General features: G+C 57.5%; 11 protein-coding genes and 2 tRNA genes. All 13 read left to right on the forward strand.

The genetic code is table 11. The features are described 5' to 3' along the window. The first annotated feature begins 8 nt into the window (after positions 1 to 8). The 13 genes from folP to pnp all read left to right on the forward strand — a co-directional run bounded on the left by folP (position 9) and on the right by pnp (position 12,560). Entirely contained in the window at positions 9 to 860 is an 852-nt protein-coding gene (folP, locus tag Q7W83_RS03830; RefSeq protein ID WP_150654391.1) for a dihydropteroate synthase, read from the forward strand. Positions 861 to 876: 16 nt separating this feature from the next. Then, positions 877 to 2,214: a phosphoglucosamine mutase gene (glmM, locus tag Q7W83_RS03835; RefSeq protein ID WP_473655691.1), complete on the forward strand. Its 1,338-nt coding sequence runs from the start codon at positions 877 to 879 to the stop codon at positions 2,212 to 2,214. 66 nt (positions 2,215 to 2,280) lie between these two features. Then, positions 2,281 to 3,036: a triose-phosphate isomerase gene (gene tpiA / locus Q7W83_RS03840; protein WP_150633537.1), complete on the forward strand. Its 756-nt coding sequence runs from the start codon at positions 2,281 to 2,283 to the stop codon at positions 3,034 to 3,036. Between the two features lie 4 nt (positions 3,037 to 3,040). After that, complete coding sequence (secG, locus tag Q7W83_RS03845) at positions 3,041 to 3,424, forward strand: preprotein translocase subunit SecG (RefSeq protein ID WP_017336473.1); 384 nt, start codon at positions 3,041 to 3,043, stop codon at positions 3,422 to 3,424. Between the two features lie 22 nt (positions 3,425 to 3,446). Continuing rightward, positions 3,447 to 3,532 (forward strand) — tRNA-Leu (locus Q7W83_RS03850). A gap of 96 nt (positions 3,533 to 3,628) precedes the next feature. Beyond that, positions 3,629 to 3,705, forward strand: a tRNA-Met gene (locus Q7W83_RS03855). 138 nt (positions 3,706 to 3,843) lie between these two features. Beyond that, a complete protein-coding gene (rimP, locus tag Q7W83_RS03860; RefSeq protein WP_010463487.1) occupies positions 3,844 to 4,302 on the forward strand; it encodes a ribosome maturation factor RimP in 459 nt (152 codons plus the stop codon). A 47-nt stretch (positions 4,303 to 4,349) separates the two neighbouring features. Continuing rightward, the gene (nusA, locus tag Q7W83_RS03865) at positions 4,350 to 5,831 is read left to right on the forward strand and encodes a transcription termination factor NusA (RefSeq protein WP_008024459.1); all 1,482 of its coding nucleotides are present in this window, start codon (positions 4,350 to 4,352) and stop codon (positions 5,829 to 5,831) included. 27 nt (positions 5,832 to 5,858) lie between these two features. Further along, positions 5,859 to 8,390: a translation initiation factor IF-2 gene (infB, locus tag Q7W83_RS03870; protein WP_150633536.1), complete on the forward strand. Its 2,532-nt coding sequence runs from the start codon at positions 5,859 to 5,861 to the stop codon at positions 8,388 to 8,390. 159 nt (positions 8,391 to 8,549) lie between these two features. Further along, complete coding sequence (gene rbfA / locus Q7W83_RS03875) at positions 8,550 to 8,951, forward strand: 30S ribosome-binding factor RbfA (RefSeq protein ID WP_008149016.1); 402 nt, start codon at positions 8,550 to 8,552, stop codon at positions 8,949 to 8,951. Positions 8,952 to 8,954: 3 nt separating this feature from the next. After that, positions 8,955 to 9,872, forward strand: a complete 918-nt coding sequence (truB, locus tag Q7W83_RS03880; RefSeq protein WP_473655692.1) for a tRNA pseudouridine(55) synthase TruB — start codon at positions 8,955 to 8,957, stop codon at positions 9,870 to 9,872. 117 nt (positions 9,873 to 9,989) lie between these two features. Further along, positions 9,990 to 10,259: a 30S ribosomal protein S15 gene (gene rpsO / locus Q7W83_RS03885; RefSeq protein ID WP_003176135.1), complete on the forward strand. Its 270-nt coding sequence runs from the start codon at positions 9,990 to 9,992 to the stop codon at positions 10,257 to 10,259. A gap of 195 nt (positions 10,260 to 10,454) precedes the next feature. After that, complete coding sequence (pnp, locus tag Q7W83_RS03890) at positions 10,455 to 12,560, forward strand: polyribonucleotide nucleotidyltransferase (RefSeq protein WP_473655693.1); 2,106 nt, start codon at positions 10,455 to 10,457, stop codon at positions 12,558 to 12,560. The last annotated feature ends 30 nt before the right edge of the window (positions 12,561 to 12,590 follow it).

Here is a 12,590-nt window from a genome sequence, read left to right on the forward strand (position 1 = left end):
GGTTTGAAATGACTTCTGTTCAGTCCTCGACCCGGTTGCCTTGCGGCAACCGGGTTCTTGATTTGGCCCAGACGCATGTCATGGGCATTCTCAATGTCACCCCCGATTCCTTTTCCGATGGCGGCCAATACAGTCAGCTCGATGCGGCCTTGCGCCACGCCGAAGCCATGGTGTTGGCCGGCGCGACGCTGATTGATGTCGGTGGCGAATCGACCCGGCCCGGTGCCAGGGTGGTTTCGCCGCTCGAAGAGTTGGAGCGCGTAGCGCCGATTGTCGAGCGCATCAACCGCGAGCTGGATGTGATTATCTCGGTAGATACCTCCACGCCAGCGGTCATGCGCGAGGCGGCGCGGCTGGGTGCGGGTTTGATCAATGACGTCCGTTCGCTGCGTCGAGAGGGGGCTTTGGATGCGGCGGCTGCCACGGGATTGCCAGTCTGTCTGATGCACATGCTTGGTGAGCCGGGCGACATGCAGGACAATCCGCATTATCAGGACGTCACCCGAGAGGTTGGCGAGTTTCTTTTCGAGCGCATGGCGCAGTGTGCATCTGTCGGAATTCCGGCTGAGCGGATCATTCTGGATCCGGGTTTCGGCTTCGCCAAAACCTTGCAGCACAACCTGAGCTTGTTCAAACATATGGAAGCCCTGCATGTCTTGGGGCGGCCCCTGTTGGTCGGGGTATCGCGAAAGAGCATGATAGGTCAGGCCTTGAATCGCCCGGTCGGAGAGCGACTGCATGGCGGTTTGGCACTCGCGGCGCTGGCTTCATTCAAGGGGGCGCGTATATTGCGCGTCCATGATGTGGCCGAAACCGTCGATGTGGTGCGGATGATCGCCGCAGTGGAATCAGCCGAATAAGAATGATGGAGCACTTATGACTAAGAAATACTTTGGCACCGACGGCATTCGTGGTCGGGTCGGCGAATACCCGATTACTCCTGAATTCATGCTCAAGCTCGGTTGGGCTGCGGGCATGGCGTTCCGCAAAATGGGCGCCTGCAAAGTGTTGGTAGGCAAGGACACCCGGATCTCCGGGTACATGTTCGAATCGGCGCTCGAGGCCGGGCTGACTTCGGCGGGTGCCGACGTGATGCTCCTGGGCCCGATGCCGACGCCGGCCATTGCCTACCTGACGCGTACGTTCCATGCCGAAGCCGGGATCGTGATCAGTGCTTCGCACAATCCTCATGATGACAATGGCATCAAGTTCTTCTCCGGCAAGGGCACCAAGCTGCCGGATGAAGTCGAGCACATGATCGAAGAATTGCTCGACACCCCGATGACGGTGGTTGAGTCGAGCAAGATCGGCAAGGTGTCGCGAATCAACGACGCCTCGGGCCGCTATATTGAATTCTGCAAGAGCAGCGTGCCGACCGGCACCAGCTTTTCGGGCCTGAAGATCGTGATCGATTGCGCTCACGGTGCGACCTACAAGGTAGCGCCTAGTGTGTTCCGCGAATTGGGCGCCGACGTCGTTGTGCTTTCCGCGCAGCCAAACGGCCTGAACATCAATGAAAACTGCGGTTCGACCCATATGGGTCAGTTGCAGGCTGCCGTTCTGGCCGAGCATGCCGATCTGGGTATTGCTTTCGATGGTGATGGTGACCGGGTCATGATGGTCGATCACACCGGCGCTATTGTCGATGGGGACGAGCTGCTGTTCATCATTGCCCGCGACTTGCATGAGCGAGACCTGTTGAAAGGCGGTGTGGTCGGGACTTTGATGAGCAACCTGGGGCTGGAGCTGGCCCTCGCGGATCTGTCGATTCCTTTTGTGCGTGCCAACGTCGGTGACCGTTATGTGATCGCGGATCTGCTGGAGCGCAATTGGCTGGTCGGTGGTGAGAACTCGGGTCATATCGTTTGCTTCAATCACACCACCACTGGTGACGCGATCATTGCTGCGTTGCAGGTGCTGATGGCATTGAAGACTCGTTCCGAGGGGCTGGCTCAGGCCCGTCAGTCGCTGCGCAAGTGTCCTCAGGTCTTGATCAACGTGCGTTTCGGTGGTGGTGCGAGCCCGCTGGATCATCCGTCGGTCAAGGAAGCCAGCGAGCGCGTTACCAAGGCCATGGCTGGGCGTGGGCGCGTGCTGTTGCGCAAGTCTGGGACCGAGCCGTTGGTGCGTGTGATGGTCGAAGGCGAGGACGAAACACAGGTTCGAGGCTACGCCGAAGAGCTGGCAAAACTGGTTACTGAAGTTTCTGCCTGAATTCGGCTTGCCAGCCATGATTGTGTTGGGTAACATCTGCGCCCACTTTGACCGACGAGGTACAGCATGCGTCGCCCTATGGTAGCTGGTAACTGGAAGATGCACGGTACCCGCGCCAGCGTCGCTGAGCTGATCGAAGGCTTGCGTAATTTGGCCTTGCCGAGCGGTGTTGATGTAGCGGTATTCCCGTCTTTCTTGCATGTCAATCAAGTGATTGATGGTCTGGAAGGCAAGTCGATCAAGGTCGGCGCGCAGAACGCTGCGGTGGAATCGAAGCAAGGTGCATTGACCGGTGAAGTTGCGCCGAGTCAGTTGGCCGATGAAGGTTGTTCCCTGGTGCTTGTCGGGCATTCCGAACGCCGCCAGATCATCGGTGAGAGTGATGAAACACTGATTCGCAAGTTCGCAGCGGCACAGGAATGTGGCTTGATTCCAGTGCTGTGTATAGGGGAAACCCTCGAGCAGCGAGAAGCCGGTAAAACGCTTGAGGTTGTTGGGCATCAGCTCGGCAGCGTCATCGAGAAGCTGGGTGTCGGTGTTTTTGCAAAGGCAGTAATCGCTTACGAGCCGGTCTGGGCCATTGGCACCGGGCTGACTGCTTCGCCGCAACAGGCGCAGGATGTGCATGCAGCCATTCGCGCTCAGTTGGCGGCAAAGAATTCTGAAGTCGCACAAGGTGTGCGGCTTCTATACGGCGGCAGCGTGAAGGCGGCCAATGCGGTCGAACTGTTCGGCATGCCGGATATCGATGGGGGGCTCATTGGTGGAGCTTCCCTGAATGCAGATGAGTTCGGTGCGATTATTCGCGCCGCGGGAAACTGAAAAAATGCTGGAAACAGTCGTAGTCGTTTTTCATCTGCTGGGTGCATTGGGCGTAGTTGCTCTGGTTTTGCTGCAGCAGGGTAAAGGTGCGGATGCTGGCGCGTCTTTCGGAGCAGGTGCTTCAAATACTGTGTTCGGAAGCCAAGGTTCCTCTACCTTTCTTAGTAAGTTTACTGCTATACTTGCCGCCGGTTTCTTCATAACCAGCTTAGGGTTAGGTTACTTTGCTAAAGAGAAAGCTCACCAGCTGACTCAAGTAGGTTTGCCAAACCCGGCAGTGTTGGAAGTTCCAAAGCAACAACCGGCTTCTGATGATGTCCCGGTGCTTCAAGAGCAAAAGTCGGCTACTCCAGCGACTGACGTGCCTCCAGCTCAAGAGCAAAAGTAAGAAGGGTTTCAAACGTAGTATTGCCGAGGTGGTGGAATTGGTAGACACGCAACCTTGAGGTGGTTGTGCCCATAGGGTGTAGGGGTTCGAGTCCCCTTCTCGGTACCAATTATCAGGAGAGCCCGCTGTTGCGGGCTTTCTTGTAGGTGGAAGGTTACATTGACCCTGTCAGGGATCGGTCGTATACTTCCGCCCCAGCTTTGTCGCGGGGTGGAGCAGTCTGGTAGCTCGTCGGGCTCATAACCCGAAGGTCGTCGGTTCAAATCCGGCCCCCGCAACCAGTTTAAGGAGCCCCTTTTAAGGGGCTTTTTGTTAGCTGGACACTTTCTACGCCGCTGTTCGACGGCGTTTCAAGGATGGGCGTTTCGCCCATTTTTTTATTTTGCATAGCATGCACATACATGCACGAGGGGGTTCAGGTGTCGAGCAAGCTAGAAGAGTTGCAGGCCTTGTTGGCCCCGGTGGTCGTGGCCCTAGGCTATGAATGCTGGGGTATTGAGTTTTCGGCTCAAGGTCGCCACTCAATGTTGCGCGTTTATATTGATAAGGAAGGCGGCGTGTTGGTGGACGATTGCGCCATCGTCAGCCGTCAGATCAGCGGTGTCCTGGATGTTGAAGATCCAATCGCCGTTGAGTACACCCTTGAAGTTTCCTCGCCTGGCATGGAACGCCCGCTGTTCACTATTGAGCAGTTTGCAAAATTTGCCGGTGAACAAGTGAAGATCAAGCTGCGCTCGCCTTTTGAAGGGCGACGCAACTTTCAGGGCCTTCTGCGCGGTGTAGAAGAGCAGGACGTCGTGGTGCAGGTTGAAGACCATGAGTTCCTGTTGCCGATCGATATGATCGACAAGGCCAACATTATTCCCAGTTTTGACTGAGACGCGGATCCCGCGGATCCAATGGCTTGCGAAAGGCGAGGCGTACGATGAGCAAAGAAGTACTGCTGGTTGTTGAGTCGGTATCCAATGAAAAGGGCGTACCGGCAAACGTGATTTTTGAAGCGCTGGAGCTGGCTCTGGCCACTGCTACCAAAAAGCGTTTCGAGGACGAAGTCGATCTGCGTGTGGAAATCAATCGCCACACCGGTGCTTACGAGACATTCCGTCGCTGGACGGTTGTCGAAGAAGCAGACCTGGATGATCCGGCCATCGAAACCTGGCCTAGCAAGGTTGCCGAAACGCACCCTGGCGCCCAGGTTGGTGATGTAGTCGAAGAAAAAATCGAATCCATCGAGTTCGGCCGCATTGCTGCACAGACTGCCAAGCAAGTCATCGTGCAGAAAGTTCGCGAAGCCGAGCGCGCTCAAGTCGTTGACGCCTATCGCGAGCGCCTGGGGGAAATCATCTCCGGCACCGTGAAGAAAGTGACCCGCGACAACGTGATCGTCGACCTGGGCAACAACGCTGAAGCGTTGCTGGCTCGTGAAGACATCATTTCTCGCGAAACCTTCCGTGTTGGCGTGCGTCTGCGTGCGCTGCTCAAGGAAATCCGCACCGAGAACCGCGGCCCGCAGCTGATTCTGTCGCGTACCGCGCCGGAAATGCTGATCGAGTTGTTCCGCATCGAAGTGCCGGAAATCGCTGAAGGCCTGATCGAAGTAATGGCTGCCTCCCGTGACCCGGGTTCGCGCGCCAAGATCGCGGTCCGCTCCAAGGACAAACGCATCGACCCGCAGGGCGCTTGCATTGGTATGCGCGGTTCGCGCGTCCAGGCAGTGTCGGGTGAGTTGGGCGGTGAGCGTGTGGACATCGTCCTGTGGGACGACAACCCGGCTCAGTTCGTAATCAACGCCATGTCCCCGGCTGAGGTTGCGGCAATTATCGTTGACGAAGATGCCCATGCAATGGACATCGCCGTTGGCGCAGACAATCTGGCTCAGGCCATCGGTCGTGGTGGTCAGAACGTGCGTCTGGCCAGCCAATTGACTGGCTGGACCCTGAACGTGATGACCGAATCGGACATCCAGGCTAAGCAGCAAGCAGAAACCGGCGACATCCTGCGCAACTTCATCGACGAGCTGGAAGTCGACGAAGACCTGGCACAGGTGCTGGTAGATGAAGGTTTCACCAGCCTGGAAGAGATTGCCTACGTACCGTTGGAAGAAATGCTCAACATCGACGGCTTTGACGAAGAAACCGTCAACGAGCTTCGCGCTCGTGCCAAGGATCGTTTGTTGACCAAAGCCATCGCTACTGAGGAAAAGCTGGCAGACGCCCATCCGGCCGAAGACCTGCTCTCGCTTGAGGGTATGGACAAGGATTTGGCGATGGAACTGGCGGTGCGCGGCGTAATTACCCGCGAAGACCTGGCCGAGCAGTCTATTGACGACCTGCTCGACATCGACGGCATTGACGATGATCGTGCCGGCAAGTTGATCATGGCCGCCCGAGCCCACTGGTTCGAGTAATTAGGCGCGGCCTGAGGAGAGAAATGCATGACGCAAGTCACGGTGAAACAACTGGCCGATGAGGTCAAAACACCGGTAGAGCGCCTGTTGCAGCAGATGCGTGAGGCAGGTCTGCCGCACACCGCCGCCGAAGAACATGTGACTGACAGTGAGAAGCAATCTTTGCTGACTCACTTGAAAAGCAGCCACAAGGCGAAAGTGGAAGAACCACGCAAGATCACACTGCAGCGTAAAACCACCAGCACCCTGCGTGTTGCTGGCAGCAAAAGCATCAGTGTTGAAGTCCGTAAAAAGAAAGTTTTCGTACAGCGCAGCCCGGAAGAAATCGAAGCCGAGCGCAAACGCGAACTGGACGAACGTCGCGCAGTAGAAAATGCTGCTCGTCAGAAGGCTGAAGAAGAAGCCAAGCGTCGCGCCGAAGAAGAAGCGCGTCGCCAGCCTGCTGCTGCGCAAACCGGTACCAACGACGCTGTTGCGGCGCCGGTTGCCGTTGCCGAACCAGTGCGTGAAAGCGCTCCGGTTGTTGCAGCTGCACCAGCTCCGTCTGCTGACGTTCGCAACAAGCAGAACGAACAGCGCCGTCCGGACAAACCACGTGCCGACGATAACAATCGTCGCAGCGGTGGTGGCGACGGCGAGCGTAAAAACGCTCCGCATCGTGCCTCGGTCAAAGAGAAAGCGCCTGCTCCACGCGTTGCTCCACGTACTACCGACGAAGAAAGCGATGGCTTCCGTCGTGGTGGTCGCGGCAAGGCCAAGCTGAAGAAACGCAACGCTCACGGTTTCCAGAGCCCAACCGGCCCTGTCGTGCGTGATGTGCAGATTGGCGAGACCATCACTGTTGGCGATCTCGCCAATCAGATGTCGGTCAAGGCTGCTGAAATCATCAAGTTCATGTTCAAACTGGGTACTCCAGCGACCATCAACCAGGTGCTTGATCAGGAAACTGCTCAACTGGTAGCCGAAGAACTGGGCCACAAAGTGACCCTGGTCAGCGACACCGCCCTGGAAGATTCCCTGGCCGAGTCCCTGAAGTTTGAAGGCGAGACGTTCTCCCGTGCGCCGGTTGTGACCGTCATGGGCCACGTTGACCACGGTAAAACCTCGCTGCTCGACTACATCCGTCGTGCCAAGGTAGCTGCTGGCGAAGCCGGCGGTATCACCCAGCACATCGGTGCATACCACGTTGAAACTGATCGCGGCATGGTCACTTTCCTCGATACCCCGGGTCACGCCGCGTTTACCGCAATGCGTGCCCGTGGTGCCAAGGCGACCGACATCGTGATCCTGGTGGTTGCAGCGGACGACGGCGTGATGCCGCAGACCATTGAAGCCGTTCAGCACGCCAAGGCTGCCGGTGTTCCACTGGTTGTTGCAGTGAACAAAATCGACAAGCCGGGCGCTGATCTCGATCGCATCCGTAGCGAACTGTCGGTTCACGGCGTGACCTCGGAAGAGTGGGGCGGCGACACCCCGTTCGTATCGGTTTCGGCGAAAGTCGGTACTGGCGTGGACGAGTTGCTCGAAGCTGTTCTGCTGCAAGCCGAAGTTCTGGAACTGAAAGCAACTCCATCGGCTCCAGGCCGTGGCGTCGTGGTTGAATCGCGTCTCGACAAGGGTCGTGGCCCGGTTGCTACCGTTCTGGTTCAAGACGGTACCCTGCGCCAAGGCGACATGGTCCTGGTCGGTTCGAACTATGGCCGTGTACGTGCCATGCTCGACGAGAACGGCAAGCCGATCAAGGAAGCCGGTCCTTCCATCCCTGTCGAGATTCTCGGCCTGGACGGTACCCCGGACGCTGGCGATGAGATGAGCGTGCTGTCGGACGAGAAGAAAGCCCGTGAAGTGGCTCTGTTCCGTCAAGGCAAGTTCCGCGAAGTCAAGCTGGCCCGTGCTCACGCCGGCAAGCTGGAAAACATCTTCGAAAACATGGGCCAGGCAGAGAAGAAGACGCTCAACATCGTCCTCAAATCCGACGTCCGTGGTTCGCTGGAAGCGTTGAACGGTGCCTTGAACGGCCTGGGTAACGACGAAGTGCAAGTGCGTGTTGTCGGTGGCGGTGTCGGTGGTATCACCGAGTCCGACGCCAACCTGGCACTGGCCTCCAACGCTGTACTGTTCGGCTTCAACGTGCGTGCCGATGCCGGCGCTCGCAAGATCGTCGAGCAGGAAGGTCTGGATATGCGTTACTACAACGTGATCTACGACATCATCGAAGACGTCAAGAAAGCCCTCACCGGTATGCTGGGCAGCGATGTTCGCGAGAACATCCTGGGTACCGCTGAAGTGCGTGACGTGTTCCGTTCGCCGAAGTTTGGCGCGATCGCCGGTTGCATGGTTATCGAAGGTGTTGTTCACCGTAACCGTCCAATCCGTGTACTGCGTGATGACATCGTTATCTTCGAAGGCGAGCTGGAATCCCTGCGCCGCTTCAAGGATGACGCTTCCGAAGTACGTGCCGGCATGGAATGCGGTATCGGCGTGAAGAGCTACAACGACGTCAAAGTCGGTGACAAAATCGAAGTCTTCGAGAAGGTGCAGGTTGCTCGCAGCCTCTAACTCGCGCACTTCAAGGGCCACGATGGGCCGCGGCATGCAAATGCGCGGCACAGCGTCAGGACTCTAAACGCAACGCCCGGTCTGGCTTTTGTCAGGCCGGGCGTTTGCCGCTTTCAGACCCCACGGGTTTCACCGTGAGGCAGTAACAGGTAACAAGACATGGCAAAAGAATACAGCCGTACCCAACGTATCGGCGATCAGATGCAGCGTGAGCTGGCACAACTGATCCGTCGTGAAGTCAAAGACCCGCGCGTCGGCCTGGTCACCATTACCGCTGTTGAAGTCAGCCGTGACGTCGGTCACGCCAAGATCTTCATCACCGTGATGGGCCAGGACAACGCCGAGGACATCGCGCAAAGCATCAAGGTGCTCAACTCCGCCGCCGGTTTCCTGCGTATGCAGTTGGCTCGCGAAATGAAGTTGCGCAGCGTTCCTCAGTTGCATTTCCACTACGACGAAAGCGTCGTGCGTGGCGCGCACCTGTCGGCCCTGATCGAGCGTGCGGTGGCTGAAGACAATCAGCACCCGGTTGCGGCAGAAGCCGAAGACACCAAGGAGTAATCGGTGGCTCAGGTCAAACGTATCCGTCGTAACGTCAGCGGCATCATCCTGCTCGACAAACCGCTGGGGTTCACCTCCAACGCGGCGTTGCAGAAGGTTCGCTGGTTGCTGAACGCCGAGAAAGCCGGGCACACCGGCAGTCTCGATCCGCTGGCCACCGGCGTGTTGCCGTTGTGCTTCGGTGAGGCCACCAAGTTCTCGCAATACCTGCTCGATTCCGACAAGGGTTATGAAACCCTGGCGCAACTGGGCAAAACCACCACCACGGCGGATGCCGAAGGTGAAGTTTTGCAGGAACGCCCGGTGACCGTTGGTCGCTCCGATGTCGAAGCTGTACTGCCGAAATTTCGTGGGCAAATCAGTCAGATACCGCCGATGTACTCAGCGCTCAAGCGTGATGGCCAGCCGCTGTACAAGCTGGCGCGTGCAGGCGAAGTAGTGGAGCGCGAACCGCGTTCTGTTACTATTGCGCGCTTGGAATTGCTGGCGTTCGAAGGCGATACTGCGCGGCTTGCGGTGGATTGCACCAAAGGCACCTATATCCGCACCCTGGTGGAGGATATTGGTGAAGCACTTGGTTGTGGCGCTTACGTTGCGCAATTGCGACGTACCCAGGCCGGGCCTTTCACGCTGGCGCAGACTGTCACGCTCGAAGAGCTGGAAGCGGTACATGCCGAAGGCGGCAATGAAGCGGTTGATCGCTTCCTGATGCCATCGGACAGCGGCTTGCTGGATTGGCCACTGCTGCAGTTCTCGGAAGCGAGCGCGTTCTACTGGCTCAACGGCCAGCCGGTTCGCGCCCCGGATGCTCCGAAGTTCGGCATGGTACGGGTACAGGATCACAATGGTCGCTTCATCGGTATCGGTGAAGTGAGCGAAGACGGGCGCATCGCGCCACGTCGACTGATTCGGTCAGAATGACCGGACGAGGGTGGCTGTTAACAGGCACGGTCACTACTCATTTTTAGATACAGGGATTTGTCCCTGGCCTGTTGAAACTGTTTTTCTGAAACAGTTTCCTGATAAAAGGATTGCCTCATGGCTCTCGACGTTCAAGAAAAAGCTCAAATCGTAGCTGACTACCAGCAAGCTGTTGGTGACACTGGTTCGCCAGAAGTGCAAGTTGCACTGCTGACCCACAACATCAACAAGCTGCAAGGTCACTTCAAGGCCAACGGTAAAGATCACCACTCCCGTCGTGGTCTGATCCGCATGGTAAACCAGCGCCGTAAGCTGCTGGACTACCTGAAAGGCAAGGATCTGGGCCGTTACCAGGCTCTGATCGGTCGCCTGGGTCTGCGTCGCTAATCAGCGATTGCGCTAGAGGTTGGTTGTTTGCCGTGTGTCAGTGGGATTCCCGCTGGCCCATGGCAGGCTCCCAGCCTCAAGTTTTATCTGGATACACGTTTTACCCTGGACAGGCGTTGGGCCGACTCCCGACATTGCCCAAGAATTTCGCAAGAAGACAAGTTCCCCAAGAGCCACAAAAGAAGGTAGGACACCGTGAACCCGGTAATCAAAAAATTCCAGTTCGGTCAGTCGACCGTTACCCTCGAGACTGGCCGCATCGCCCGTCAGGCCTCCGGCGCAGTATTGGTCACCGTTGACGACGACGTCAGCGTGTTGGTGACTGTTGTCGGTGCCAAGCAAGCCGATCCAGGCAAGGGCTTCTTCCCTCTGTCCGTTCACTACCAGGAAAAAACTTACGCTGCCGGTAAGATCCCTGGCGGTTTCTTCAAGCGCGAAGGCCGTCCTTCCGAGAAAGAAACCCTGACTTCCCGACTGATCGACCGTCCGATCCGTCCGCTGTTCCCGGAAGGCTTCATGAACGAAGTGCAGGTTGTCTGCACCGTCGTTTCCACCAGCAAGAAGACCGATCCGGACATCGCTGCGATGATCGGTACCTCGGCTGCGCTGGCCATCTCCGGCATTCCTTTCGATGGCCCGATCGGCGCTGCCCGCGTTGCGTTCCACGAAAGCACCGGCTACCTGCTGAACCCGACTTACGAACAACAGAAAGCTTCGAGCCTGGACATGGTCGTTGCCGGTACTTCGGAAGCCGTTCTGATGGTTGAATCGGAAGCCAAAGAGCTGACCGAAGACCAGATGCTGGGCGCGGTACTGTTTGCTCACGACGAGTTCCAGGTGGTGATCAACGCCGTCAAAGAACTGGCCGCCCAAGCTGCCAAGCCGACCTGGACCTGGGCTCCACAGCCAGAAGCCACCGCTCTGCTGGGCGCTATCCGTGCCGAGTTCGGCGACGCGATCTCCCAGGCTTACACCATCACCATCAAGGCCGACCGTTACGCTCGTTTGGGCGAACTGAAAGACCAGGTGGTTGCCAAGCTGTCCGGTGAAGAAGGCCAGCCTTCTTCCAGCGAAGTCAAAGCCGCTTTCGGCGAAATCGAATACCGCACCGTTCGCGAAAACATCGTTAACGGCAAGCCACGTATCGACGGCCGCGACACCAAGACCGTACGTCCTTTGAACATCGAAGTCGGTGTTCTGCCAAAGACCCACGGTTCGGCGCTGTTCACCCGTGGCGAAACCCAGGCTCTGGTCGTTGCAACACTGGGTACTGCCCGTGACGCACAACTGCTGGATACCCTGGAAGGCGAGAAAAAAGACCCGTTCATGCTGCACTACAACTTCCCTCCGTTCTCGGTAGGTGAGTGTGGTCGCATGGGTGGCGCTGGTCGTCGCGAAATCGGTCACGGCCGTCTGGCCCGTCGTTCGATTGCAGCCATGCTGCCTGCTGCCGACGTGTTCCCGTACACCATCCGTGTTGTATCGGAAATCACCGAGTCCAACGGTTCGAGCTCCATGGCTTCGGTCTGCGGCGCTTCCCTGGCACTGATGGACGCCGGCGTTCCGATGAAGGCACCGGTTGCCGGTATCGCCATGGGTCTGGTTAAAGAAGGCGAGAAGTTCGCCATCCTGACCGACATCCTGGGCGACGAAGATCACCTCGGCGACATGGACTTCAAAGTAGCCGGTACCGCCAAAGGTGTTACCGCGCTGCAGATGGACATCAAGATCAAAGGCATCACCGAAGAAATCATGGAAATCGCTCTGGGCCAAGCCCTGGAAGCGCGCCTGAACATCCTCGGCCAGATGAACCAGATCATTGGCCAGTCGCGTACCGAACTGTCGGAAAACGCTCCGACCATGATCGCGATGAAAATCGACACCGACAAAATCCGTGATGTCATCGGTAAAGGCGGCGCGACCATTCGTGCGATCTGTGAAGAGACCAAGGCTTCGATCGACATCGAAGACGACGGCTCGATCAAGATCTTCGGCGAAACCAAGGAAGCGGCTGAAGCAGCACGTCAGCGCGTTCTGGGCATCACCGCTGAAGCTGAAATCGGCAAAATCTACGTGGGTAAGGTTGAGCGCATCGTCGATTTCGGCGCATTCGTCAACATCCTGCCTGGCAAGGACGGTCTGGTTCACATCTCGATGCTGAGCGACGCTCGCGTTGAGAAAGTGACCGACATCCTGAAAGAAGGCCAGGAAGTGGAAGTTCTGGTACTGGACGTGGACAACCGCGGCCGCATCAAGCTGTCCATCAAAGACGTAGCAGCAGCCAAGGCTTCGGGCGTTTAATCACCCCTCACGCCTGACCGCTTCAACGTT

It is taken from the genome of Pseudomonas sp. 300, assembly GCF_055803035.1.